Origin of the sequence: Thermosynechococcus sp. HY213, from assembly GCF_031460975.1 — a bacterium.
In the GTDB taxonomy this organism is placed as follows: Bacteria; Cyanobacteriota; Cyanobacteriia; order Thermosynechococcales; family Thermosynechococcaceae; genus Thermosynechococcus.
The window spans coordinates 38,150-64,531 of the sequence record NZ_JAVKVB010000005.1 but is presented as its reverse complement, the minus strand read 5'-3'; the positions used below and the strand labels follow the sequence as shown (position 1 = coordinate 64,531).

At 54.0% G+C, this 26,382-nt stretch carries 24 protein-coding genes and 1 tRNA gene; 20 read left to right on the top strand and 5 right to left on the bottom strand.

Going from position 1 to position 26,382, the window contains the following annotated elements:
• Positions 1-15: 15 nt before the first annotated feature.
• Positions 16-1,347: a PrsW family glutamic-type intramembrane protease gene (locus RHK62_RS02895; RefSeq protein ID WP_310438004.1), complete on the bottom strand. Its 1,332-nt coding sequence runs from the start codon at positions 1,345-1,347 to the stop codon at positions 16-18.
• A 175-nt stretch (positions 1,348-1,522) separates the two neighbouring features.
• On the opposite strand from RHK62_RS02895, the gene RHK62_RS02890 reads away from it, so the two are divergent.
• The 9 genes from RHK62_RS02890 to RHK62_RS02850 all read left to right on the top strand — a co-directional run bounded on the left by RHK62_RS02890 (position 1,523) and on the right by RHK62_RS02850 (position 9,710).
• Positions 1,523-1,595 (top strand) — tRNA-Ala (locus RHK62_RS02890).
• 207 nt (positions 1,596-1,802) lie between these two features.
• The gene (locus RHK62_RS02885; protein WP_225901632.1) at positions 1,803-2,459 is read left to right on the top strand and encodes a DNA methyltransferase; all 657 of its coding nucleotides are present in this window, start codon (positions 1,803-1,805) and stop codon (positions 2,457-2,459) included.
• Entirely contained in the window at positions 2,443-4,026 is a 1,584-nt protein-coding gene (locus RHK62_RS02880) for an Eco57I restriction-modification methylase domain-containing protein (protein WP_399377930.1), read from the top strand. Before RHK62_RS02885 ends, RHK62_RS02880 begins: the two co-directional genes overlap by 17 nt.
• 357 nt (positions 4,027-4,383) lie before the next feature.
• Entirely contained in the window at positions 4,384-4,758 is a 375-nt protein-coding gene (locus RHK62_RS02875; protein ID WP_310453246.1) for a GIY-YIG nuclease family protein, read from the top strand.
• A 253-nt stretch (positions 4,759-5,011) separates the two neighbouring features.
• Positions 5,012-7,522, top strand: coding sequence for a GIY-YIG nuclease family protein (locus RHK62_RS02870; RefSeq protein WP_310453245.1), 2,511 nt, complete (start codon positions 5,012-5,014; stop codon positions 7,520-7,522).
• Between the two features lie 23 nt (positions 7,523-7,545).
• Positions 7,546-7,677, top strand: coding sequence for an N-6 DNA methylase (locus RHK62_RS02865; protein WP_206200984.1), 132 nt, complete (start codon positions 7,546-7,548; stop codon positions 7,675-7,677).
• On the top strand, positions 7,664-7,963 hold the full coding sequence (locus tag RHK62_RS02860) for an N-6 DNA methylase (RefSeq protein WP_310453244.1): 300 nt from the start codon (positions 7,664-7,666) through the stop codon (positions 7,961-7,963). The genes RHK62_RS02865 and RHK62_RS02860 overlap by 14 nt, the downstream gene beginning before the upstream one ends.
• A gap of 344 nt (positions 7,964-8,307) precedes the next feature.
• Positions 8,308-9,294: a hypothetical protein gene (locus RHK62_RS02855; protein ID WP_206200982.1), complete on the top strand. Its 987-nt coding sequence runs from the start codon at positions 8,308-8,310 to the stop codon at positions 9,292-9,294.
• On the top strand, positions 9,291-9,710 hold the full coding sequence (locus RHK62_RS02850) for a type II toxin-antitoxin system VapC family toxin (protein WP_206200981.1): 420 nt from the start codon (positions 9,291-9,293) through the stop codon (positions 9,708-9,710). The genes RHK62_RS02855 and RHK62_RS02850 overlap by 4 nt, the downstream gene beginning before the upstream one ends.
• Before the next feature lie 127 nt (positions 9,711-9,837).
• On the opposite strand, the gene RHK62_RS02840 is transcribed toward RHK62_RS02850, so the two are convergent.
• Together RHK62_RS02840 and chlG are read right to left on the bottom strand one after the other, a co-directional pair.
• Positions 9,838-10,767, bottom strand: a complete 930-nt coding sequence (locus RHK62_RS02840) for an RluA family pseudouridine synthase (protein ID WP_310453243.1) — start codon at positions 10,765-10,767, stop codon at positions 9,838-9,840.
• Positions 10,768-10,775: 8 nt separating this feature from the next.
• Positions 10,776-11,771, bottom strand: coding sequence for a chlorophyll synthase ChlG (gene chlG, locus RHK62_RS02835; protein ID WP_206200978.1), 996 nt, complete (start codon positions 11,769-11,771; stop codon positions 10,776-10,778).
• A 216-nt stretch (positions 11,772-11,987) separates the two neighbouring features.
• Between chlG and RHK62_RS02830 the strand changes: the two genes are divergently transcribed.
• From RHK62_RS02830 to RHK62_RS02810, 5 genes are all read left to right on the top strand, one after another.
• Positions 11,988-15,017, top strand: coding sequence for a CHASE2 domain-containing protein (locus RHK62_RS02830; protein WP_310453242.1), 3,030 nt, complete (start codon positions 11,988-11,990; stop codon positions 15,015-15,017).
• 139 nt (positions 15,018-15,156) lie between these two features.
• Complete coding sequence (gene psbE / locus RHK62_RS02825) at positions 15,157-15,411, top strand: cytochrome b559 subunit alpha (RefSeq protein ID WP_149820457.1); 255 nt, start codon at positions 15,157-15,159, stop codon at positions 15,409-15,411.
• A 7-nt stretch (positions 15,412-15,418) separates the two neighbouring features.
• Complete coding sequence (psbF, locus tag RHK62_RS02820; protein ID WP_099798824.1) at positions 15,419-15,556, top strand: cytochrome b559 subunit beta; 138 nt, start codon at positions 15,419-15,421, stop codon at positions 15,554-15,556.
• A 12-nt stretch (positions 15,557-15,568) separates the two neighbouring features.
• Positions 15,569-15,682: a photosystem II reaction center protein L gene (locus RHK62_RS02815; protein ID WP_149820459.1), complete on the top strand. Its 114-nt coding sequence runs from the start codon at positions 15,569-15,571 to the stop codon at positions 15,680-15,682.
• A gap of 43 nt (positions 15,683-15,725) precedes the next feature.
• On the top strand, positions 15,726-15,845 hold the full coding sequence (locus RHK62_RS02810; protein WP_099798822.1) for a photosystem II reaction center protein J: 120 nt from the start codon (positions 15,726-15,728) through the stop codon (positions 15,843-15,845).
• Here the strand turns inward: RHK62_RS02810 and RHK62_RS02805 are convergent.
• On the bottom strand, positions 15,842-16,738 hold the full coding sequence (locus RHK62_RS02805; protein WP_399377926.1) for a carbohydrate ABC transporter permease: 897 nt from the start codon (positions 16,736-16,738) through the stop codon (positions 15,842-15,844). The genes RHK62_RS02810 and RHK62_RS02805 overlap by 4 nt on opposite strands.
• Positions 16,739-16,811: 73 nt before the next feature.
• Here RHK62_RS02805 and RHK62_RS02800 point away from each other — a divergent pair, with 73 nt between their 5' ends.
• From RHK62_RS02800 to RHK62_RS02785, 4 genes are all read left to right on the top strand, one after another.
• Positions 16,812-17,846, top strand: coding sequence for a ribose-phosphate pyrophosphokinase (locus RHK62_RS02800; protein WP_315862898.1), 1,035 nt, complete (start codon positions 16,812-16,814; stop codon positions 17,844-17,846).
• A 45-nt stretch (positions 17,847-17,891) separates the two neighbouring features.
• A complete protein-coding gene (gene purH, locus RHK62_RS02795) occupies positions 17,892-19,448 on the top strand; it encodes a bifunctional phosphoribosylaminoimidazolecarboxamide formyltransferase/IMP cyclohydrolase (RefSeq protein WP_206200975.1) in 1,557 nt (518 codons plus the stop codon).
• Positions 19,449-19,457: 9 nt separating this feature from the next.
• Positions 19,458-20,552, top strand: coding sequence for a metallophosphoesterase (locus RHK62_RS02790; RefSeq protein ID WP_302677288.1), 1,095 nt, complete (start codon positions 19,458-19,460; stop codon positions 20,550-20,552).
• An 84-nt stretch (positions 20,553-20,636) separates the two neighbouring features.
• Positions 20,637-21,776 carry an AI-2E family transporter gene (locus tag RHK62_RS02785; protein ID WP_399377924.1) on the top strand — a complete coding sequence of 380 codons (1,140 nt, stop codon included), beginning with the start codon at positions 20,637-20,639 and terminating at the stop codon, positions 21,774-21,776.
• A 1,252-nt stretch (positions 21,777-23,028) separates the two neighbouring features.
• Here RHK62_RS02785 and apcD read toward each other — a convergent pair.
• Positions 23,029-23,514 carry an allophycocyanin subunit alpha-B gene (apcD, locus tag RHK62_RS02775; RefSeq protein ID WP_190278062.1) on the bottom strand — a complete coding sequence of 162 codons (486 nt, stop codon included), beginning with the start codon at positions 23,512-23,514 and terminating at the stop codon, positions 23,029-23,031.
• Positions 23,515-23,711: 197 nt separating this feature from the next.
• Here apcD and serS point away from each other — a divergent pair, with 197 nt between their 5' ends.
• On the top strand, positions 23,712-25,004 hold the full coding sequence (serS, locus tag RHK62_RS02770; protein WP_310437987.1) for a serine--tRNA ligase: 1,293 nt from the start codon (positions 23,712-23,714) through the stop codon (positions 25,002-25,004).
• Entirely contained in the window at positions 25,001-26,344 is a 1,344-nt protein-coding gene (gene murF / locus RHK62_RS02765) for a UDP-N-acetylmuramoyl-tripeptide--D-alanyl-D-alanine ligase (RefSeq protein WP_310453239.1), read from the top strand. Before serS ends, murF begins: the two co-directional genes overlap by 4 nt.
• Positions 26,345-26,382 lie beyond the last annotated feature (38 nt).

Here is a 26,382-nt window from a genome sequence, read left to right as displayed (position 1 = left end):
ATTTTATACACCTGCCTAGCGATAACCATAGAAGCGGGTGGCAAAGTTTTGCGATCGCGTCGGGGACAGTTGACGCGCTTTCAAAATCGCGGCGGTGAGAAATACATAGGCCAAAATCCCCACCACTGCCAAACCCATCGGACCAAAACGGGCGGCAGCCGTATTCCAAAGGGCATGCAGAAAGGCCGCTAGACCTAGGCCAACCATTAAAATCAAGGGCGCTCGATGGGGGCGCAATACACTCAATCCCACACAATAGCCCAAGTAGCCCGTGTAGGCCATGTGCCCCGTTAGGGATCCCAAGACCCGAGGAATCAGTACTTGCAGACCAGCTAAATTACCAAATTGACCGGCAATACTAGGGACATACTGCCCAAGGGTTTCTATCCAAGTAAAACCGAGGCCGGCAGCCGCTCCCAAGAGAATGCCATCGAGGGGTTCCCATACGCCCACCTTTTGTTTCCACGGACTCGGCAGCCATCGCCCTAAGCCATAGGCCACAACAATGGGTAACGCCTTGAGGAGTTCTTCCATTAAGCCGGCACCAATGAAGTTGCGGCTGAATAACACCCAAAATGAAGGATGGGGCGGATGCAGTTGGCCGGGTAAAATGGTGCGAAAGAGATAGATCATGGCTGGCAAAATTGGGCTTTGCAGAATCAACATTTCCAGCGTCAATGTGCCCAGTAGAACCCATGCGGGTTTGCGTTTGCCACAGAGTTGATAGATAAAGTAATAGGCAGCACTGCCCAAATAGAGCGCCAAGATGACCTTGAAGGCATCGGGGGAGCCAGCCGTGGCGAAAAGGAGGATAACCGCAACAACCGTAACAATCCCCGGTACCAGATAGGCTTTGCGTACCCAGTCGGGATGAATGGCAAAAATAGGCAGGAGTTGGGTAAGGGTGAGGGGTTGATCGGGCTGGGTACTCACGACTTCGGTGAGGGGAAGATATTCTAGGACAAATTCAGGCCCTTGGCGCCCCAATTGAATGCGATCGCCGGCATTGAGCACAGTTAAGCTCTCTACTCGCTGTTGATTGACATAGGTGCCATTGACACTGCCGAGGTCAGCGATCGCCCACACGGGAATACTGCCACGCTTTTGACAGGTGAGTTGGGCATGGTGGCGGGAAACAGAAGTATAGATGTGAGCGTCAAGGACAATGTGGCAGGTAGCGGGGTCACGACCAATAATGGTCACCTCCTCCTGAGACAGCCAAAACTGCCCCATTTCAGGGGAAACTTGCCGCAGCACACCCGCATACTTCAGCGTTGGATGGAGAGGGGAGCGATCGCGATTCATTGGTACCCGTATCAACTGCAAGGGGGACGATGAGACTCCCAAAGTCCGACCTGCTCAGCACTCACACCCACTATACACTGGCTACTTGATACTTCCTTTGAGCGAAAGGGCGATCGCGAGGGGAAACCATGGTTGTCCATCCTAGGCAGAGGGTTACTTTGGGGGCAGGAGTTGACAAAGGGCAGCATTTTGCGCAATGATAAAGTTCTGCTGATGCGGGGCTATAGCTCAGTTGGTAGAGCACTTCAATGGCATTGAAGGGGTCAGCGGTTCGAATCCGCTTAGCTCCAGTGGAAACGCAAACCATACTTTTTGTTAGACCGAGGGGTGCAGTCAGTATAGGCTGTCACTTCAAATTAGCACTGCAATGAACCATGGCACCCGCGATCGCATCCACCCGAAACAAGGAGCGCTTAATCCTCCCTTCCAGACCGACCCACAGGCCAAACCGTTGCCCACAGGTCGAGATTCAGGTTTGACTTCCATGTTGGTGAGCGATGAGAACCATGACAAAATCCAGACAGCGGGTTGTGGATTACGGCGAGGTTCTGACGCCGCCGCATATCGTCAACGCCATGCTCGATCTGGTTAAACAGGAAACAGAGCGGATTGATTCGCGCTTCCTAGAGCCGGCCTGCGGCACGGGGAACTTTCTCGTCGAAATCCTGAACCGGAAACTACGCGTGGTGGAAGCGCGCTATGCTAGGGTCCAACTGGAATACGAGCGCTACGCCATCTTGGCCGTGTCGTCGCTCTACGGGATTGACATTCTGGAAGACAACGCTGCGGAATGCCGGCAGCGGCTGTTTGCCGTTTTTGATGAAGCCTACACGCGGCTTTTCAAAGACAAGGCCAAAGCGCCATGCCAAGAAACAGTGCGCTATATCCTCAGCAAAAATATTGTTCATGGCGACGCGCTGACCTTGAAAACCGTAGGGGCGAACCCCCAACCGATTATTTTTCCTGAATGGTCGCTGGTCAATGGCAGCCTGCTCAAGCGGCGGGACTTTGCCTTCCATGAACTGGTGAACCAGGGAGCGATGCGGGAGTTACCGCTCTTTTCGGATGCCGGCGAGGAGGTATTCATCCCTGAACCGGTCAAAGACTACCCGCCGGTGCATTTTCTGGAGGTTGCCCATGCCTACGATGAGTAGCCACAACCCGGACGTGCTCTTGTGCCTAGCCAATCTCTCCAGCGACGAGGTCTTCACCCCGCCGGCGCTGGCTAACCAGATGCTGGATCTGCTGCCGCCCGATCTCTGGAGTAACCCCGACGCCCGTTTTCTCGATCCGGCCTGCAAGTCGGGGGTGTTTTTGCGCGAGATCGCCAAGCGGCTGGACAAGGGCCTAGAAACCCAAATCCCCGATCGCCAAGAGCGCATCAACCACATCATGAAGCACCAGCTCTTCGGCATCGCCATCACCGAACTGACGGCGCTCATCGCGCGCCGCACCCTCTACTGCTCCAAACACGCCAACGGCAAATACTCCATTTGCACCGCCTTTAACACCGAAGAAGGCAACATCCGCTACCGACGCACCGAGCACACCTGGCGAAACGGCCGCTGCCTCTTCTGCGGCGCCAACGAAGCCAACTACGCCCGTGGCGAGGAACTGGAAACCCACGCCTACGAGTTCATCCATACGGAAAACCCACTCCGTCTTTTCGACGAGTACAGCGAGCCATGTCATTTCGACGAGCACAGCGAGCCATGTCATTTCGACGAGCACAGCGAGGAGAAATCGATGAAATTCGATGTCATCATCGGCAATCCGCCGTATCAGTTGAGCGACGGGGGGTTTGGTAGAAGCGCAACGCCCATTTACAACAAGTTTGTCCATCAAGCAAAAAAACTGAATCCACGCTATCTGGTGATGATCATCCCTTCCCGCTGGTTTGCTGGCGGTAAGGGCTTGGATTCCTTCCGAGCCGAGATGCTTGGCGATGATCGCATCCGAAAACTGGTGGACTTCGAGGATGCATCAGAGGTCTTCCCCGGCGTAGATATTGCTGGCGGTGTGTGTTATTTCCTTTGGGAACGGGACGCGCGTGGGACTTGCGAAGTGACCAATGTGCATAAAGGAGAAAAGGTCGTTTCGACACGAAAACTCGATGAATTCCCAACCTTCATCCGCCATAGTCAGGCCGTGTCCATTGTAAGGAAAGTACTCGCTAAGAAAGAAAGGAGTATGAGCGAACAGGTATCAGCTAGTAAACCTTTCGGATTGCGCACTTTCGTGCGCCCCCAAAAATCTGGCGATCTCATACTGCGCTGGCAAAATGGCGAAGGTCCGTATAAAAGGGAGGATATAACCGTTGGCGTGGAAATGATCGACAAATGGAAGGTGATTACATCCTACGTGGGCTATGACCATGCCGGAAATCCCGGAACAGACGGAAGGAGAAGGGTTTTTTCCAAAATAGACATACTACCCCCGAGAACCATCTGCACAGAAACGTATCTGGTAATTGGAGCTTATGATTCCCAAAAGCAGGCTGAACATTTGGCGGCCTATATGAAGACGCGGTTCTTTCGTTTCCTAGTATCGCAGTTCATGTATTCGCATCACATTACAAAAGATGCCTACGCCTTCGTCCCCATCCTTGACATGAACACCGAATGGACCGACGAAAAGCTCTACGAGCGATACGGGCTTACGGAAGAAGAAATTGCCTTTATCGAGTCGAAAATTCGCCCGATGGAGGCTGGTGATGCCTGACACCTGCTTCCCGTTGCGCCGGAAGGAATAGAACATGTCATTTCGCAGGAGCAGAGCGACCTTGTCATTTCGCAGGAGCGCAGCAACGCTGTCATTTCGAAGGAGCGCAGCGACGCTGTCATTTCGCAGGAGCGCAGCGACGCTGTCATTTCGCAGGAGCGGAGCGACCTTGTCATTTCGAAGGAGCGCAGCGACCTTGTCATTTCGAAGGAGCGCAGCGACTGAGAAATCCTACCCATCATGGCATGACGATTTCTCGCTTCGCTCGAAATGACGCACGCACGGCTCGAATGGCGCACACTGCGATCGAACCCACAAGGATGAACCTCTCTTGAAATCACAAAGCAAGGAGCGCTCATGAAAAGAGACTATCACTTCTACGTCTACATCCTTACTAACTGGAATAACAAAGTCATGTATGTTGGTATGACAAACAACCTTGAACGCCGAATATACGAACACAAAAACAAACTGGTGGATGGCTTTACCAAAAAATACAACGTGAACAAACTTGTGTATTACGAGCACACAACTGACGTCTACGCCGCAATTGCCAGAGAAAAACAAATCAAAAAATGGCGGCGAGAAAAAAAGAACCAATTGGTTATGACCACGAACCCCGAGTGGAAGGACTTGAGTTTGGAATGGGAAGCAACACCGAAGGAGCAAGGCAACACCGCTATTTCGAAGGAGCGCAGCGACCTTGTCATTTCGAAGGAGCGCAGCGACTGAGAAATCCTACCCATCGTGGCATGACGATTTCTCGCTTCGCTCGAAATGACGCACGCACGGCTCGAATGGCGCAACACACCCTTGTCATTGCGCAGGAGCGAAGCGACTATGTCATTTCGAAAGAGCGCAGCGACCATGTCATTTCGAAGGAGCGCAGCGACTGAGAAATCCTACCCATCGTGGCATGACGATTTCTCGCTTCGGTCGAAATGACGTACGCTGTGCTTGGAATGAGAATTGCTAAGATGAAACCATGACAAAAGATTTTTTCCCGCCCCGTCCCAAAATCGAGCCGAAAATCTACGCCTACGAGGACACCAACCCGCAGTATGCGGGCCTGCTCAAGATCGGCTACACCACGAAGAGCGTGCAGGATCGGGTGGCGCAGCAGTATCCCACGCTCCGCCCTGGCGAGAAGCCCTATCGCATCGTGCTGGAGGAGCCGGCCATTCGCAACGACGGCACGGGGTTTACCGACCACGAGGTGCACCGCATGCTGCGCATCAACGGCATCCCGCAGGCCGGCGGCGAGTGGTTTCGTTGCACCGTGGAGCAGGTCAAGGCCGCCATCCAAGCCGTGCGGACAGGTCAATTGATGGAAGAACAGCGATCGCTTAACTTCCCCCTGCGCCCAGAGCAGCAAGCAGCGGTTGAGAAGACCATGGCCTATTTCCAGAACTATCGCCGGGAAAACGGCAAGCCGCCCCATTTCCTCTGGAACTGCAAGATGCGCTTCGGCAAGACCTTCGCCGCCTACCAACTGGCCAAGCGCATGGGCTGGAAAAAGATACTGGTGCTCACCTTCAAGCCGGCAGTGCAAAGCGCTTGGGAAGAAGACTTGCGCTGTCACGTGGATTTTCAGGGCTGGCAATTCATCAAACCCGGCGGCCTCACCTACGAACAGGCGGACAAGAACAGACCCATCGTCTGCTTCGGTTCCTTTCAGGATTATCTGGGTCGCAATCCGAGCACCGGCGGGATTAAAACCAAGAATGAATGGGTGCATACCACACACTGGGACTGCGTGATGTTCGATGAATATCACTTCGGCGCCTGGCGGGAGAAAGCTAAAGATCTTTTCGAATCCGAAGACGAACAGGAAAGAAAAGCGGCGGAAGGTGAAGCCATCGACTACTTTGATGAAGACATTCTGCCCATCACCGCGGATCACTATCTGTATCTTTCCGGCACACCGTTCCGAGCCATTGCCACCGGCGAATTCATCGAGGAGCAGATCTACAACTGGACTTATTCCGACGAACAGAGAGCCAAAGCAGCGTGGCAGGGAGACAATAACCCCTATGCTGCGTTGCCGCGGATGGTGTTGATGACCTATCAACTGCCGGATGACATCCGCGACGTGGCGATGAAGGGCGAGTTTAACGAGTTCGACCTGAACGTATTCTTTTCAGCAGAGGGCGTCGGCGAGCAGGCGCGGTTCACGTATGAAGAGGAAGTCCAGAAGTGGCTCGATCTGATTCGCGGCGCACACTTGCCAACGAGTTTAGACAACTTGCGTTTGGGTGCGCAGAAACCGCCCTTGCCTTATTCTGATGTGCGGCTGTTGAATGTGCTGTCGCATACGCTTTGGTTTTTGCCCAGCGTTGCCTCTTGCTACGCTATGCAGAATCTGCTGGCAAAGAGCCAAAATAAATTCTACCACGATTACAAAGTCATCGTTGCTGCCGGCGCCGCCGCGGGTATTGGGGTCAATGCTCTGCCGCCTGTTCTCGAAGCAATGGGTGATCCCCTCAAGACCAAAACCATCACCCTCACCTGCGGCAAGCTCACCACCGGCGTAACGGTGCGGCCCTGGACAGGGATCTTCATGCTGCGCAACACCTCCAGCCCAGAGACCTACTTTCAGGCCGCCTTTCGCGTGCAAAGCCCTTGGACCATCAAAAATCCCGACGGCGTTTCGCCTAATGAGGAGCTGATCCTCAAAAAGGAGTGCTACGTCTTCGATTTTGCGCCGGATCGGGCCTTGCGTCAGATCGCCGACTACAGTTGCCGCCTGAACGTCAACGGGGAAGACCCGGAAAGGAAGGTGGCGGAATTTATCCAATTTTTGCCGGTGTTGGCCTACGACGGCAGTTCCATGAAGCAGATTGACGCCGCCGGGGTGCTCGATATGGCCATGGCCGGGACCACGGCAACCCTGTTGGCTCGCCGCTGGGAAAGCGCGCTGCTGGTGAACGTGGACGACGACACGCTGCGGCGGTTGATGAACAATGAAGAGGCGATGCAGGCGCTGATGCGCATCGAGGGGTTCCGCAATCTCAATCAGGAGATCGAGACCATCATCAACAAATCTGAAGCGGTCAAGAAGGCGAAAAAAGAAGCAAATGACCAGAAACTTTCCTCTCAAAAGAAAAAGCAGCTTACAGAAGAAGAAAAGGAATTCAAGAGCAAGCGCAAGCAAATTCAGGAAAAACTGATCAAACTTGCCACCCGCATCCCCATTTTCATGTACCTGACCGATTACCGGGAACGAACACTGCGGGACGTGATCACGCAATTGGAGCCGGGGTTGTTCAAGAAGGTCACAGGGTTGACGGTCAAAGACTTTGAACTGCTCGTCAGCTTGGGGGTGTTCAACAGCGCGTTGATGAACGATGCGGTGTATAAGTTCAAAAGATATGAAGACCCGAGCTTGGCTTACACAGGGATTAATAAGCATGAAGGGAAAGAGATCGGCTTGTATGATACCGTCCTCTGTCGAGGAAATTGCCCCTCATCCCTGCCTGAAGTTAGCAATTTATAGGAATTGATCTCGGAAGTGAGCGCTTGCTGGCGCAGTTCGAATACCACATCAAGCTCTATGAGGCGCTCTTTATCCAGCACATGATGAATGCCCTGCGCCCCGCTGGGCGCGCCGCTGTGGTGCTCAAGGAAGGGCTGCTGTTTGACTCCATTTGACTCCAAGAAGATGCTGCGCCACATCTGCCGCAAGCTTGTGGAGCAGTTCGAGATCCTAGCGGTCATCAGCCTGTCCAACGGCGTCTTCAACCCCTACAGCGGAGCCAAGACCAGCGTCGGGGTTTTCCGCAAGCCCCTAGGCAGGGACGATGTGCGGACTTCCAAGGTGTGGTTCTATCGGGTGGAAAGCGACGGGCGTGACCTCGGCGCCACCCGCCGCCCGCTACCCGATTTTGCAACCGACGGGGATCTCGCACACATGGTTTCGCTCTGGCCCTACACCTAGCGGCAGGAAAAGGACAGCGGTGTAAGGGCGATCCTCAAAGCCGATGACCTCAAGCAGTTTGAAAGCGAAAAATCCTAGTGGGCAACGATAGACCAGATTCGCGCGATCGACGACAACCCGACCGCACGCCGCTACTGCCGGCACCAAGCCGAGGCCGTCGAGCACGAAAAGCCGGAGGTGCTCATCAATCGCCTGCTGGAGCTAGAGGAGGAAATATACTGAAGACCTGCGCCAGCTTCTGGCGATGGTATCGGGAAATAATTTTGTCAGCAGTTCACAACGCTCGATAAATGCTTAATGATAAATGCTTAATAAATTAGCTTAGTCATGAGGAGGTGCGCACCATGAACGGGAAAACTTCACTGTTGACCCTGATTTTAGAAGGCAGGTTTGTCCGCTCAGGTCGAATAGCTGTTTCACAGCTTTCAGAGCTTTTGTCGAGCCTTCAAAAAGTCTTTTACCGAACCGGCCAAGTGCTCTTAGGCGAAACCGATAGTATTCGCAAAGGACCCAAGTCGAAACAGCTCAAGCAGCTTCTGGAATTAGACCTTATTGAGATTAACCACGGAAGCCCATCAACCCTACTCCGCTTCGACAGGCGAGCTGAACCAAGCTTGTTCCCCGAAGAGGATTTTTTACTTCACATCTTAGAGACTGCTCTTACAGGCATACACGAAGTCCAGGAGCCGGGTGATGTCCTTCCTCGTGGATTTGATCGGGGAGTCTTACTTGCATGGCGTGATGTCGGCAGGCTTTTCCAGAAAGAAGTATATTCAATAACTTTTGAACTCAATCATCGTCCGAGTCCGCTACAGGTTCAGTACACCCCCCAAGCGTTCCAAGTAATCCAGCAGCGGATTCAGGGACCCAAAACTCACCTCACCACCATTGAAGGCCGCTTGCTTATGGCGGACTTCAAAGAAGAAGGTATGCGGTTACGGGTTCATCCTCCTGTTGGTGATCCAGTCGTATGCGTGTTCGACGAGGAGCAAAAGGAAGAGGTACTTGAGAATCTTCTGCGTCGCGTCCGCATAATCGGTGAAGCACTCAGCGATCCTGAGACCGGCAAGATTAACCGAGTGCGTATCCACGACATCGAACCTTTAGAGGAACTCACGGAGGCGATAGAGGAAATTCCGCTCGCTCCAGCAGAAGTTTATGATTTCTGGACTTCAAGAACACTGAAAGAACTTGCCCAAATGCAGGGCGTCCAGCCTGTAGCTAATCTTGCTACTTTATATGGCACTTGGCCCGGCGAACGCAACGATAGCTTTGAGGAGTTTATTCAAGAATTGCGACAAGGCAATGTCATCGGGAGGCATGGCTCGTGACATCCGCCTATCTGCTCTTGGATACTAACATTCTCTCATACATCATGAAAGGTGCGCCAGAGGCGAGGCTTTATGAGAATCATCTCTTCGGCAAAACCTTGGCGATTTCCTTCATCACCGTTGGCGAACTTTGGGCAGGGGCAGAATACGCTGGGTGGGGAGAGCAGAAGCGAAAGAAGCTTGAGAGCGTGCTCCGTAACTTTGTGGTGATTCCTTATGACTACGAAATCGCAAAAAAGTACGGCGAGATTGTTGCAGGACGAAAGCGTATCGGTAAGCCGATTTCCTTTGCCGATGCTTGGATCGCTGCTTGTGCACTGTGCTATCAGGTGCCGCTCGTTACTCATAACGAGAAAGACTTCCAGAATATACCCAACCTTTCCGTAATCACACAGCAAGGTGGTCAGACACCATGACCACGTTTGCCATCACAGTATTCGGCTGAGTCAATACTGTTTGCCGGCGTTAGGGATCGTTGTTGATGATGGATAATGCACCAATTCATCCGAAAAGGGCGATTCAGGAAGCGGTCAAAGCGGCGGGTCACAAGGTGTTATTCTGGCCCAATATCCGCAGTAGTTTTTCTAAATGCTCTGGCAGAGGGGCGATCGCCACAATCTCCTCACCTGTACGGGGATGCTGCAACGCTAAGCGATGGGCATGGAGCGCTTGGCCGGGCAGTTTTACTTTTAGCGGTGCACCGCGGCCATAGACAGGATCCCCCAACAGCGGCCAACCCAAGTGGGCGGCATGAACGCGGATTTGATGGGTGCGACCGGTTTCAAGGCGAAACTCCACAAGGGCACAGTGGCGGAAGCGCTCCTGCACGTACCAGTGGGTAATTGCTGTGCGGCCTTTTTCTGGAGGCACCACCGCCATCTTTTTGCGATCCACCGGGTGACGACCAATGGGCGTAATTACCGTTCCCCTGTCCTGCGGGGGCTGGCCATAGACGACACCAAGGTAATGGCGCTGCATTTGCCGTGCTTTCAATTGCTGTTGCAGATGGTGTAGGGCAAACTCCGTTTTGGCAACAACCATCACCCCAGAGGTGTCTTTGTCTAGGCGATGCACAATCCCCGGTCGCTGGACACCGCCAATGCCTGTCAACTCAGGGCAATGGGCTAACAGACCATGAACTAGGGTGCCGTGGCGATGACCGGGGGCAGGATGCACCACTAGATCCACGGGTTTATTGAGAATCAGTAACTCATCATCCTCATAGAGAATACTCAGGGGTAGGGGTTCAGGGATTAAATCCAACGGCTCTGGTTCAGGGAGCACCACCTGCAGTACCTCACCACCACTGAGGGGCTGATTTTTGCGATCGCACACTTGGCCATTAATCCGCACATAGCCCTGTTGGATCAGCTGCTGCCAGCGCGATCGCGAGAGTTCAGGATGCCGCTGTGCAAGAAACGTATCGAGGCGATCGCCCCCCTGTTCTACCTTGAAGGTCAGCGATGTCGTCATGCCCCCAACTACACCAGTGTATGCCCAAGGGCTAAACCCACCACTAACATCCCTAAGACGAGAAAGGGTTGAGCACTGGCTTGGTACTTGACATCGTTTTTCAAGGGATCCCGCAGGAAGTACATATCCTGAAAGACGATTTGGGGAATAATCAGCAAAATCAGCAGCACTGCATAAAGATTGGCATGAATGGCCATCAGGTAGCCCGCAATCCCCAACTGGAAAATGTCAATCATCAGAACACAAATCCATGCGGCGGTAGTAACGCCAAACATCACCGGCAAGGAAGCCAAGCCGAGTTGGCGATCGCCCTCAACGCTTTTGAAGTCATTGACAATGGCAATACCCAAGCCCGCCAAACTGTAAATCAACGTCAAGATCACAATCGTCGGTGTCAATTCGCCAAAAAGGGCGTGACCTGCCCACCACGGTAAAGCAATGTAGCTGGCTCCGAGGGCATAATTCCCCAGCCAACCATTCTTTTTCAGCTTCAGGGGCGGTGCGGAATAAATATACGCCAAAAAGCCTCCCAGCAAAGCAATTTTGGTCACAGGGAACGTGGGATGGTCAGCCCATAGATCGAGTAGAACAGCTAGACCCAAACCTGCGACAACGAGGAAGATAATCTGCGCCCGCACTTGGTTAAGGGAAATCGCCCCTGAAGGAATGGGACGGTAGGGTTCGTTAATCGCATCAATCTCGCGATCGTAGTAATCGTTGAGCGTTTGCGTATAGCCCGCCATCAAAGGTCCCGACAGCAGCATACAGGTCGCTGCCTTGAGCACATCCTCCAGACTCCAGGTAAATCCCCCCGACGAGGCTGCACCACAGACCACGCCCCAAATGAGGGGGATCCATGTAATCGGCTTCATTAGTTGCAGGCGAATTTTCCAGATATTGGTCTCGCCGCTTTTGGCACCCTTCATGCCCAGCAGTTGCCGTGCGGCTGCAGTAGTGGTTTCCGTGGATGTTGAAGTCGTCGTTGAATCGGGGGTTTCCGTCATAGCGCTTGTTGTGCTCAGCAATCACCTCAATGATTATAGTCGTTTCACCTTCCGCCACCTAGGGGGATCATGTTGCCCTCTAGCGTGGGCAGGATGTTAAAAGTTGTCCTCGTAAATTTGCCGATCGCCCGTGGTGTAGGTCAGGATAGAAGCGAAACTCCTTTTAGAATCCTTCTAGAATCCTTCAGCGTCAGTGGAACAACCGCAGATTGTGCCATGACCCCTGTCTCCATCCCTGATTATCTTAAACGCGCTCTACCGGCGGCCATTGCCACGGCGATCGCCACGGTGGGTGTCCTTGCGCTGCGAGTGGGGGGCCTGCTCGAACCGTTGGAATTAAGAGCCTATGACCAATGGCTGCGCTGGCGATCGACACCGGCCACGTCCCAGCGACTGCTGATTGTTGAAATTACCGAGGCTGATATTCAAACCCTCAAGCAGTACCCCATTCCCGACGAGGTGCTCATTCAAGCTGTCAATGAATTGCAGGAGCACCAACCCAAGGTCATTGGCATTGACATTTTTCGCGATTTTCCGGTGCCCGATCGCTTCAAGCTGCCAAGCGATGTGCTGCCCTCCCTCGGACGGGTGATGATGACCCAGCCCAACACCGTTATTGTCTGTAAAGTGGGGGGCGAAACAGATCCCGGAATTGCCCCACCCGCTGGACTGCTCAATGATCAGGTGGGATTTGCAGACATTCCCATTGATGAGGATGGTGTGGTGCGGCGGGCGATTTTGGCAACTCAACCCGAAGCCAGCGATCGCTGCTCTACCCCTCAATCTTTCGCTTTAGCTTTGGCGCGTCTTTTTTTAGGGGTGAATCCCCAAGCAGTGACTCAGAACCGCCTTGACTTGGGAACGGCTCGCTTTCAAGCCTTAACCAGTAACTGGGGAGGCTACAGCCACTTAGATGCAGCCGGGTTTCAAATCCTGATCAACTACGCCCGCCCAACCCAGCCCTATGAAACCGTGACCCTGAGCGAGGTGCTCAAGGGGCAAGTCTTGCCCTCTAAGGTGCGCGATCGCGCCGTCCTCATTGGCCTCACTGGCAGTAGTAGTAACGATAAGTTTTTGATTCCAATGACACTGCCGGGGCAAACCAACCGCCTGACCCCCGGTGTTGTGGTTCAAGCAGCGATCCTTGAAGATTTGCTAGCAGCGGCTCTCGATAACCGTTCTCCTATGGGTACATGGCCGCAGGGGGCGATCGCCCTTTGGATTCTGGCTTGGTCTGGCCTTGGTGCCCTGATCATCGCCAAGGGACAGCGCTGGGTGATTGTGCCGCTGCTGGTTGCTGGGGGACTGGGTCTCAGTGGCCTGACATTCCTCCTCTTTTTACAGGGGAGTTGGATTCCGCTGGTGGCACCTCTGGTTGGCTTTGGCAGTGCGGCGGTTTTGATGCTGGGCTATCGTGCCTTCAGTCCTGCAGAATCCACCCCTACCCCCTCTACACCGACGGCTGTTCCCAGTGGCCGCTCAGCAACTCCCTTGGAGTTCATGACTGAAGGCATCAGTCAATCAACCACACCTGAATCAGCCCCCATTCTGGAAATCCCCGAAACCTCGCCAACAGAAGTCTCTCGCCTAGAGACGGATGCCAATGCAACGGTGCTGCAACCGGAAACAGCAATTTCCTTTACCCCCATCGAACCTACCCCACCCCCTAGAGATCAACCCCACACCGCACCTACCCTCCTCACCTCCGTCGTTGATCAAATTCCCCCCACAGAGATCCGCGAGACACCACCACAATCCATCACTGAGCGGGAAACCTTCTTAGTGGTTCACCCTGAGGATGCTGCCACTGCCGCCACCGAATTGCCAGAAACTCCCACAACTGCTCCTGAACCTACCCATATTGATCTTCCTGAAACCCAGAGGGTGGTTCCTACCCCGCAGCCAACAGTTCCCTCAGAGATCCCCTCGACACTGCGCCCTGATTTACCAGAAACCCAACTGACGGTTCCCGAAGCCTTAACAACGATGCCAGAGACCCCTAGCATCCCTACTGTTGATTTACCCGAAACGCAACTCACCCTACCTGAGCCACTAACGACCCCAGAACCGACCTCGACGCCCTCAACCCAATTTGCAACCAGTGTGGACTTGCCTGAAACGCAACTATCCATTCCTGAGACGGCACCGGACATCACCTCAACTCCACCCACCCAATTTACAACCAGCGCAGATTTGCCCGAAACCCAATTGTCAATCCCAGCCACCCCCAAGGGAGACCTACCAGCAACCCAGCCATCCAACCCTGACCCCTTAACCGCGGCGCCTGTGGATCCCACCCAGCGGCCAGAGGTGATTCCCACCACGACAGTCCCCTCGCCGCCCCCCCCAACGACAGAGACGCAAACACCGAGCGGCACCCAACCCAAAACCACCGTCATTTCTGACATCAGCGAAAAAGCCAGTGAACCCTTACCACAAACTGTGGGGGGACGCTACCGTGTCCTCAGTCAACTCGGCGAAGGGGGATTTGGGCGCACGTTCTTGGCTGCGGATTTACATCTGCCAGATCATCCGATCTGCGTGGTCAAGCAGTTGGTGCCCTCCCGTAAGGATGAGCGTTTTTTGGCTATTGCCCGTCGCCTCTTTCAGCGGGAAGCACAAACCCTAGCCCAATTGGGTGAACACGAGCGTATCCCTCGATTACTGGCTTACTTTGAGGAGGGGGGATATTTCTATCTCACCCAAGAGTATGTGGATGGGGAATCCCTCAAGGAGGAGTTTGCAAAGAAAATTACCCTCTCCCAAGTCGAAGCCCTCAGCATTCTCAAGAGCATTCTGGAAATTTTGCAGTATGTGCATCAGTTTGGGGTGGTGCATCGCGACATTAAGCCTGCCAATATTATGCGCCGCCGCAGTGATCAACAACTGTTTTTGATTGACTTTGGGGCGGTACGCCATGTCCAGCCCGAGGAGTTGCTCCAGCACGGCAAATATACGATCTCCATTGGTACCCGTGGCTATGCCCCTAGCGAGCAAATGGCAGGACGACCGGTGATTGCCAGTGATATTTACTCTTTGGGTATGGTTATTGTTGAAGGTCTGACGGGACTCGCCCCGATGGATTTGCCCTCTGATCGCAACACGGGTGATATGATTTGGCAGCCGGGACGGCATCTTTCGCCGCAGTTTGTTGCCATTATCAATAAAATGATCAAGTATAACTTTCGCGATCGCTACCAGAGTGCTGCAGAGGTGCTCACCGATTTGACCAAGGCTGGACTTTAGGCCTATAGACCCAAGTTTTAGCGCTGTAGAGGGGGTTCGCAGTTCTTATTTATGCGGCTCAATCGTTGTGAAAAAAGGCTGTATGATAGATAGTACCGTTTCCTTTTTTTAACATTAGACACTTTGGAGGCATCGCAACGTGGCTGGAACGACAGGAGAACGACCATTTTCCGACATTATTACCAGTGTCCGTTATTGGGTGATTCATAGCATCACCATTCCGGCGTTGTTCATTGCTGGCTGGCTCTTTGTCAGCACCGGTTTGGCCTATGATGTGTTTGGCACACCACGCCCCGATAGCTACTATGCTCAGGAACAGCGGTCGATTCCTCTGGTGACCGATCGCTTTCAAGCTAAACAACAAGTTGAAACCTTCTTAGAACAGGTGAAGTAGGATTGCCATGACCAGTAATACCCCCAATCAAGAACCCGTTTCTTACCCGATTTTTACGGTCCGCTGGTTGGCCGTTCACACGCTTGCTGTGCCCACGATTTTCTTCCTCGGGGCGATCGCGGCTATGCAGTTTATCCAACGTTAGGAAGGTGCAGCCATGGAACCGAATCCCAATCGTCAGCCGGTCGAACTGAATCGCACATCCCTGTACCTAGGGTTGTTGCTGATCTTCGTCCTTGCGTTGCTCTTTTCAAGCTACTTCTTTAACTAAATTCTTCTCTATAACTGAATCTGCTTAGGAGGAATTGATCATGTTGTCTGAAGGCGGACGCATTCCCCTGTGGGTTGTGGCCACGGTGGCTGGCATGGGGGTCATTGTGATTGTCGGGCTGTTCTTCTACGGTGCTTACGCTGGTCTTGGCTCCTCTCTCTAACGATTGGGGTCTTGGCGCGTACGCAATTGTAGCCAGATCAGTCCTAGGGTGACTCCCAAAAGAACCGTTGCTGCGGCAGCGGCATAGCCAAAGTCAAATAACGCAAACGCCTGTTGGTAAATATAAAATACCAGCAGGTTTGTTGTATCTAAGGGGCCGCCACCGGTCACCACATAGACCTGTTCAAAACTGCGCAATGTGAAAATCGTTGTTGTGACAAACACCAAAATTAAGGTGGGTCGCAGCCCCGGCAGCGTAATGTAGCGAAACTGTTGCCAAGCATTGGCGCCATCGAGAAGTGCCGCTTCATAGCGATCGCGAGGAATGGTTTGCAACCCCGCCAAAAAGACCACTAAATTAAACCCCAACTGCTTCCAGCTACTGAGCAAAATTAGCACTGGCATTGCCCAAGTGGGATCACTCAGCCAAGCAATCGGCTGCCCCCCTAAGGTTTGCACCAGTTGATTCACCGGGCCATCGGTTTGAAACAGCCAACGAAACCCTAAACCCACCGCCACAATCGAGGTCATTGTTGGCAAAAAGTAGGCCGTGCGCAGCAGATCCCGTCCCCTGATCCCTTGGTTGAGACCCACCGCCAAGAGTAAGGGCAGCACAATCGTGGGGAGCACCGTTGCCCCTGTGAAATAAATGGTATTGCCAATCACCTGCCAAAAGTCTGGACTCAGGAGCAATTGCTGATAATTTTGCAGCCCAACCCAACGCACCCCTTCTTGACTAAAACTCCCCGTCGTAAAACTAAGATAGACAAGGTACAAAATCGGCAAAAAAACAAAAATTGTCAGAAACAAAAGTGCAGGTAAAAGGAATAACCAAGCGACTCCTATCGGTGACAAAAAAACATCCCCCAATCGTGGGAGTTGCGATCGCGCCATTGGCAAAGCTGATGACCTCAAAATTCATCTTTCTATAAATTCAATCCTAGGGTAGTGGCTCCCAAAATTGGAAATGATAAGATCAAAATCAAAATGCACGCCATCTTGGGGAGATGCTGTGATTCACACTGCGCCATTGCCCACGACTACCCCCTCTCACATTTCTGATCATAATCGTCTAAAGCTGTTTTCGGGTTCTGCCAACACTGCCCTTGCTCAGGAAATTGCCCGCTACCTCGGTATTGATCTCGGCCCAATGGTGCGCAAGCGATTTGCTGATGGCGAGCTGTATGTGCAGATTCAAGAATCCATTCGCGGTTGTGATGTCTATCTGATCCAGCCCTGTTGCCGACCCGTCAATGACCACCTGATGGAACTGCTGATCATGGTGGATGCCTGCCGCCGCGCTTCAGCCCGCCAAGTGACTGCGGTGATTCCCTACTATGGCTATGCCCGTGCCGATCGCAAGACCGCTGGCCGCGAGTCCATTACCGCTAAACTAGTAGCCAACCTGATTACTCAAGCGGGAGCGAGTCGCGTTCTGGCCATGGATCTGCACTCAGCGCAAATTCAAGGCTATTTTGACATTCCCGTGGATCATGTCTATGGTTCACCCGTGCTCCTTGACTACCTGCGCAGCAAAAATCTTGAGGATATTGTGGTGGTGTCCCCCGACGTGGGTGGGGTGGCTCGTGCCCGTGCCTTTGCCAATAAGCTTGATGATGCGCCCCTAGCCATTATTGATAAACGACGCCAAGCCCACAATGTGGCTGAAGTGATGAACGTGGTGGGGGATGTTAAGGGCAAGACAGCGGTGCTCGTGGATGACATGATTGATACGGCCGGCACGATTTTAGAAGGAGCACGGTTACTGCGGCGGGAAGGTGCCAAGGAAGTCTATGCCTGTGCCACCCATGCGGTTTTTTCACCGCCAGCGATCGAGCGACTCCAAGGAGGCGATTTTGAAGAGGTGATTGTTACCAACACGATTCCTGTACCGGAGACGCAACGCTTTCCCCAACTCACGGTGCTGTCGGTGGCGAGTATTCTCGGCGAAACCATTTGGCGCATCCATGAAGATAGCTCTGTGAGCAGTATGTTCCGCTAAAACCGCTAAAATAGGTGTTCTTAGTCGCCTAGGAGGATTGCAGGCATGGGGCGAATGGCCTTACTCAGCACCAGCAATAAGCAGGGACTGGTGGCGTTGGCTACGGCCTTGGTGCAGGAGTTTGGCTTTACGCTCCTGAGTAGTGGTGGCACCGCAAAGACCTTACAGGCAGCGGGGATTCCCGTGACAACGGTCTCGGAGTACACAGGAGCACCGGAAATCCTTGGTGGGCGGGTCAAGACCCTGCATCCCAAAATTCACGGCGGTATTTTGGCACGGCGCGATCGCCCCGAAGACGCGGCTGATCTGCAAGCCCAAGGGATTCATCCGATTGATCTGGTGGTTGTCAATCTCTATCCCTTTGCCGAAACAATTGCCCAGCCCAACGTGACCCTTGCCGAGGCGATCGAGCAAATTGATATTGGTGGGCCGACGCTGATTCGCGCTGCTGCCAAAAACCATGCCCATGTGACAGTATTGGTGGATCCCAGCCAGTATGAAACTTACCTTCAGGAATTACGATTACACGGGGAAGCTCAACCTGCTTTTCGCCTTGCCTGTGCCCAGCGGGCGTTTGCGCTGACGGCCAGTTACGATCAGGCGATCGCCGAGTATCTCCAAGAAATCACGTCCCCTGGTACTGAACCAGAAATTCTGCCGCCGGTCTTCCACCTGACGGGGCAGCAAAAACAAGTCTTGCGCTATGGCGAAAATCCCCATCAACGGGCTGCTTGGTACATCAGTGGGGCACACCCCAGTGGTTGGGCAGCCGCCGACCTGCTTCAGGGCAAAGAACTTAGCTACAACAACCTGCTAGATCTAGAAGCGGCACGGGCAGTGATCAGTGAATTTTTAGGGGAGGGTGCCCCCGCTGCCGTCATTATTAAACACACCAATCCCTGTGGCGTGGCTGAGGGCAAAACCCTTGTGGAAGCCTACGAACGTGCCTTTGCAGCCGACAGTGTTTCTGCCTTTGGCGGCATTGTTGCCCTGAATCGCCCCTTGGATGTGGCCACCGCTGAAGCCTTCACCCGTACCTTTTTAGAGTGTGTGGTGGCTCCCGCCTGTGAGGAAGCAGCGCTACCGATCCTGAAAACCAAACCCAAGATGCGGGTTCTCACCTTACCTGAGTTGCAGACGGCTCCCACGACGGCGATTCAAACCATTGCTGGCGGCTTTCTTGTCCAAGATATTCACCCCGTCCCCATTGATCCAGAGGCGTGGCAAGTGGTCACCGCCACCGCACCCAGTCCAGAGTTGATGGCAGAACTGATCTTTGCTTGGAAAGTGGTGAAACACGTTAAGTCCAATGCCATTGTGGTCAGTCGCGATCGCCAAACCCGCGGCATTGGCGCCGGTCAAATGAATCGGGTGGGTGCTGTACACATTGCCCTCAGGGAGGCCGGTGAGGCTGCCCGCGGCGCTGTACTGGCCAGTGATGGCTTTTTCCCCTTTGCCGATTCTGTGCAAGCCGCTGCCCTTGCTGGTATTGCGGCGATTATTCAACCGGGGGGCAGTTTGCGGGATAATGAGTCTATCCAAGCAGCCAATGAAGCGGGAATTGCCATGGTCTTTACCAACCGGCGACACTTCCGCCACTAGGAAATAGCGATGGCGGTGCGGCTCGGTATTATCAGTGATCCCCACATTGCTCTGCCGGAGACGATTCCGACGGATCATCCCCCCATTTTTCTCTATGAAGTGAGTATTCCTGCTTTTGAAGCAGCCGTCACTCATCTTCTTGATCTGGGTATTGATGCTTTGTTGATGCCCGGTGACCTGACGCGGGATGGCGAAGTCGTTAACCACCGCTGGCTCAGTCACTATCTGCAAACCCTGCCCATTCCCTGCTATGTGATTCCGGGGAATCACGATGTGCCTCTGCCGCTAGGAGATCACAAGCGTATTGGTTGGGCTGACTTTCCCCAGTGGTATCCCCATGCGGGCTATGGCAAGGGCGCCAAGCATTACTATCAAACCCTGCTTGCAGACAACCTACAACTGATTGCCCTGAATTCCAACCAATTTAGCCCGACAGGTCAGCAGATGGGGGCAGTCGATCAAGGACAACTGGCATGGTTGGCGGCTCTATTGGCAAAACCTTTTGCCGGACTGCGCCTTGTAATGATTCACCACAATGTCCTTGAGCATTGGCCACAACAGAGCCAAAGTCCAATGGGGCAGCGCTACCTCTTGGAGAATCGGGTGGAACTCCTCAACCTCCTGCGATCGGCGGGGGTGGCCTTGGTCTTAACCGGACATCTCCATGTCCAAGACATTGCCTATGAGCAGGGGCTGTTTGATCTAACGACGGGTTCCCTCGTCAGCTATCCCCATCCCTATCGCCGGCTCATTTTGCAGCAACATCCCCAAGGGGGCTGGCAAGTGGATGTGGAATCCTACCGCATTGAATCTCTGAAGACCTATCCCACCTTGAGTGATCTCTCCCGCCAATGGATGCTGCAGCGGGGTGCGGGGTTTATGGTGCGCTTTCTCACCTTACCGCCCTTTAATTTATCGGAAACTGAGGCCCAGCCCCTCGCCCAAGCCCTATCGTCCCTCTGGCCAGAAATTGCCCAAGGAGATACCCAAGTCACACTACCGACCCTACCCGAACCCTTGGCCGCCTACTTTGCCCAGTTTAACCACAGAGCACCAGCGGAGTATCCCCAGCTGCGGGACAACAATACGGTCTTTGTCATTTAGCACCTCGCAATTCCTTTGGTTGGGATGGTAGAGTCCCAAAACCTGCTCTAATAGGGGGTTGAGGCACGAATTGGACGCAAAGTAGTGACGTTTGGTCAGTGGATTGGCTTGCTGGTACTGGGGGTGTGTCTCTACATCCTCTGGGAAATTCGCCAAGTGTTACTCTTGGTCTTTTTGGCGGTGGTCTTGGCAACGGCACTCAACTGGCTGCAATTGCGACTCCAGAGCTGGGGACTACAACGAGGCCGGGCGATCGCCATCAGTATTAGCTTGACTTTCCTGATCATCTTTGGTTTCTTTTGGATGATCATTCCCCCCTTTTTGCAGGAAGCGCAGCAACTGGGTGTATTGATTCCCAAGGGGTTAGGACGGGTGGAAGCATGGCTGGATGAGATGGCTTACCTTTTGCCAAGGAGCAGCTTTGATGATACCCCTGTCATTAATCGGCTGATTACCCAGTTAGAGCCATTCCTTGAGCAAATCTTTAATAACTTCCTTGCCCTCTTTTCCAATACACTGGCGGTCTTACTAAATACGCTGTTGGTCTTGGTGCTGACGGTGATGCTAGTGATTGATCCTCAGTCCTACCGTTGGGGATTCATTCGCCTCTTTCCAGCGTTTTATCGGTCTCGCATTGACACGATTCTCACCGAAAGTGAACAGGCGCTCTTGGCATGGCTGGCGGGCACAGGCTTGAATATGCTGGTCATTGGTGTGGTCAGTGGCATTGCTCTTGCGCTACTGGGGGTGCGGTTGGTCTTGGCCAATGCTTTCCTGGCCGGTCTGCTGGAGGCGATTCCCAATATTGGCCCTGCCCTGAGTGTGATTCCGCCGATGATCATTGCTTTTATTGACAATCCGTGGCGGGCGGTGGCCGTTCTCATTGCCTACATTGTGATTCAACAGTTGGAGCAATACCTGCTGGTGCCCGTCGTCATGGCCAAACAGGTGGCTCTACTGCCCGCTGTGACGCTGGTGTCACAAATTGTTTTTGCCATTTTCTTTGGCTTTCTGGGCTTACTGCTGGCACTGCCTCTGGTGATTGTGGGTCAAATTTGGTTTACAGAAATTGTGCTCAAGGACATTCTCGATCGCTGGCAGCCCAGCCCGCCACCTGCAGGGTCAAATCCACCAATTTTGCCGCTGCCCCCGCCGCCCCCACCTGCTGCCGCAAATCCTGCCGCATCTGATGCAATTTCTGAGGATGGCTCAATAGAGACTTAATCTGATCAGCAACCACCGCCGGCTCAATCGGACCCACCAGTTCTGGTACAATTTCTCTGCCTGCCCAGATATTCGGCCACGCCTTGTAGCCGAGACCCTGTTTCACTAAGTCCCAATCCATCTCTGGCGATCGCCACAACTGCCAAAATCGCCGCCAGCCCAATCCCTTGGCCACCAGTGCCCAAAACACCAATGCCGTCCACTGTCGCCCGATCGCTGGCAAGCCCACCAGCAACCCGGCTAACCCATCCCAAGGGTGAGCCCGCTGTACCCGCAGTTGTTGAGCCGGCAAAAGAACAATCATCGGCACATTCAAGGCGGCCAGTTCAGCGGTATTGGCGCCAACGGTCGTCACACAGAGGGCAACCTGCCGCAGCAGGGGATAGTTGGGTAACTGCTGCCAGAGATAGACCTTCGTACCCCTCGGCGTCTCCAGATAGGGTAGCCCCTCCCTGGGTTGGATGAGTGTCGCCGTCGTGCCCTCAACGTGCTTGAGTTCGGGGTTAAAGCGGGGATCGGCGTAGCAACTGAGGGTCTTGAGCGTCAGGGTGGGTGCCACGGGAATCACACACTGAATCGGGGGATGAGCAGCAGCTAAATGGTCGGCGATCGCCAGCGAAAGGGGCACCCCCAGCTTGAGCTTATTGGGCTTGGAACCCACCATCAGACCCACAAGGGGAGCATCTGCAGCAACGCCTAACTGTTGGCGCACATCAGGCAGGGAATCGAGGGCAAGGGCTTGCACATCGGTCATCAGATCCCCCACCACCGCCACCTTAGCTCTTGTTTTGCCCACGGGGAGCGGACGCCGCAACCCAATGCCATCCACCCACCCTTGCCAGCGTGCCTGCCACTCACAGTAGAGCACACAGCGATAGCCCAGACGCTTGGCCAACAGCACCGCAAAGAGTTGATCGCCCCCCAAGAAGACCACAACCCCTTGGGCAAACCAATCCCAATTACTACGGGTGGTCTTTGTGCGCAGGAGGTGCCAGAACTCTGCCGCGGGCAGCACCCGATCCACCCCCGCATAGCGGCGCGCAATCCCCGCCTCCTGACCACTGGCATGGGGACAGGGAACAATGACCACTGAAACCCGCAGCCCCTCTCTGACCTGTTGCCGCAGCGTTGTTACAAAGGGATACACCCAAGTAGCCAGTTCACCGGGGCCATTGCTGACAACCACAATTTCAAGGGGAGATGTCATGGGTTATGTTCCCCTTGAATGCAAAATTGGCTGCCGTCAGTCTCCCTAAGACATTTCTTGAATAATGTAGTCAAAGTAGGGTGCCGCCACTTCAGCATCTTCAGTGCTTAGCAGTGCCAAGGAGGCGTCCTTGAGGCAACGAATGGCTTCTGCCATCCCTGTCATTGGCACACCAAGGGAGTTGTACATTTCCCGCACCCCAATAATACCCGTGCGCTCAATGGGGTCTTTGTCACCCGCGAGGATGCCATAGGTAATCAGGCGCATGTACCAGCCATAGTCACGCAGACAGAGGGCACGCTGTTTCTGGCCGTAGGCATTGCCCCCGGGTGAGATGAAGTCAGGCCGCTTCTGCCACAGTTGTTTGCTGGCTTGCTCAACAATGCGTTTCTCATTTTCGGCCAGTGTCGTGGCAATGCGGAGGCGTTGCTCACCCGTTTGGAAAAAGTCACTAATCGTCTGGAGTTCGCCCGTGGTGGGGTAGCGCAATTCATCGTCCGCTTTAAGAAGAACCTGACTAATGACACTCATATTGCTAACACCGCTTAATACATCCCTCATTTTAGAGGACGGCGACCCCTTGTTGACGCCACTCCTGATCAAAATCTCGACGGTTGATAGAGGAATTTAGCGGTGTCGATGGCAAACCACAGCAAGACAGCCCCCTAGAGCCAATCTGCTCCCTTGGTGATAGGATCAATGCGGTTTGCACTGGTTTTCGTTCACCTGTGATTGATCTCAAACAACTGCGAGAAAATCCCCAAGCCTTTGGCGATCGCCTGCGGCGGCGCGGCGGTGACTTTGACCTTGACCGCATTTTAGAATTGGATGCCCAGCAGCGACAGCTGGAACAACAGCGATCGCACCTCCAAGCCCGCAGTAACGAAATTGGTGCCCTCGTTGGCAAAAAGATCAAGTCCGGCGTTGCCGCCACTGACCCCGAAATTCAAGCCCTCAAGGCTGAGGCCAACGAGCTCAAGCAGCAACTCAGTGATCTTGAACCCCAAGAACGGCAACTTAAGGAAGAATTGGAACGCCTGCTGCTAACGATTCCCAACCCCCCCAGTGAGACCACCCCCATTGGCCGCGATGAAACCGAAAACGTTGAGGTACGCCGCTGGGGTGAGGAGTATAAACCGAGCCAGCCTTGTCAGCCCCACTGGGACATTGCGACTCAATTGGGACTCTGGGATGTGGAGCGATCGGTGAAAGTAGCGCAGAGTCGCTTTGTTACCCTCTTGGGCATGGGGGCTGCCCTTGAGCGAGCCTTGATCCAATTCATGCTTGATACGCACCGCGATCGCGGCTATGTGGAGGTCTTGCCGCCGTTGCTAGTCAATAGTGTCTCGCTGACGGGAACGGGGCAGTTACCCAAGTTTGCCGAGGAAAGTTTTCGCTGTGCCGATGATGATCTCTGGCTGATTCCGACAGCGGAAGTGCCGGTGACGAATCTCTACCGCGATGAAATTTTAGCTGCCGATCAATTGCCCATTTACCACTGTGCCTACACCCCCTGTTTTCGCCGTGAAGCGGGAAGCTATGGCAAAGATACACGTGGCCTGATTCGCCTACACCAATTCAACAAAGTGGAGTTGGTCAAGTTTGTTCACCCGGAAACCTCTGCCGCTGAACATGAAGCCCTTGTGGCCGATGCCGAGTATATTCTCCAAGCCCTGAAGTTGCCCTATCGAGTGATTGAACTGTGTACTGGCGATTTGGGCTTTGGCGCCATGAAGTGCTACGACTTAGAGGTGTGGCTGCCCGCTGCCGGCTGTTACCGCGAAATTTCCAGTTGCTCGAACTTTGGCGATTTCCAAGCGCGGCGTGCCAAGATTCGCTTCAAAGCTGCCAAGCAAAAAGGGACACAGTTTGTCCACACCCTCAATGGCTCTGGTCTAGCCGTTGGACGAACCATGGCAGCCATTCTCGAAAACTACCAACAACCCGATGGGACGGTGCGGGTACCAGCGGTGCTGCAACCTTACTTGAAGTGTAGCCACATTGGCGGGGCAAAATCGTGAACACCACCCTCGGGGCGATCGCCCAAGCTTTGGGGTTAGATACAACTCATCCAGATCTGCCAATCACAGGCATTTCCACTGACTCCCGCCAAATCGCAACTGGCAATCTCTTTGTTGCTCTGCGGGGGGAAACCTTTGATGGCCATCAATTTGTCGATCTGGCCGCCGCCGCCGGCGCGATCGCCCTAATTGTCGAGGTGCCGGTGTCTTCTGCTCTGCCGCAACTTCAGGTAGCCAATACCCTGAGTGCCTATCAACGCTTGGGACAGTGGTGGCGGCAGCAATGTCCAGCCAAAGTCATTGCCGTCACTGGCTCCGTGGGCAAAACCACCACCAAGGAAATGATTGCCGCTGTTCTGAGTCACTATGGCGCCGTCCTCAAAACCGAAGCCAACTTCAATAACGAGATTGGCGTGCCCAAAACCCTTTTACAACTGGAACCCCACCACCAATTTGCCGTGATTGAAATGGGGATGCGGGCGCGCGGTGAAATTGCCCTTTTGAGCCAGATTGCCCAACCGGATGTTGCCGTGATTACCAATGTGGGTACTGCCCATATTGGCCGCCTCGGTTCCCGCGAAGCCATTGCCCAAGCCAAATGCGAACTGCTTGCCGAAATGCCCCAAGGGGGAACAGCCGTGCTCAATGCCGATAGTCCCCTACTTTTGCCGACAGCGGCGCAGGTCTGGTCAGGGCTCACAATTACCTATGGCCTTGAGGGGGGCACCCTACGGGGAATCTATCAACCGCCCCAAACCCTCCACGTGGCTGGACGCACCTACACCGTTCCCCTTGCGGGGGCACACCATGCCTTGAACTTTCTGGCTGCCCTTGGGGTGCTGCAAGCCTTGGACTTAAAGAGCGATCGCCTACCCCGACAGTTGACGTTAGAATTGCCCAGTGGTCGGGGCGGTCGCTATCGCCTCGAACCCGATATTTGGCTACTGGATGAAACCTACAACGCGGGTCTGGAATCGATGGTGGCGGCCTTGCACCTGTTGCGATCGCTCCCCGGTCAGCGGCATCTGGCAGTTCTTGGCCCCATGCGGGAACTGGGGGACTTTGCGGTTGCCTTCCATGAGCAGGTGGGAGCCACGGTTGCCCAATTAGACCTCGATGGCCTTTTAATTCTCGATAAGGGCGATGAGGGAGCAGCTCTTGCGCGGGGGGCAGGGCGCGTTCCCAGTCAGCAATTTGCTTCCCATGAAGAATTGGTGGCCTATTTGCTGCAGCATTTACAGCCGGGCGATCGCCTCCTCTTTAAGGCCTCCCATGCCGTTGCCTTGGATCGCGTAGTGAATGAACTGCGGCAGCGCTGGCCAAAACTTCAGTCCGGTTGAGACTTGCCAAGAGCGGTGAACTACGCTACATTAAAAAA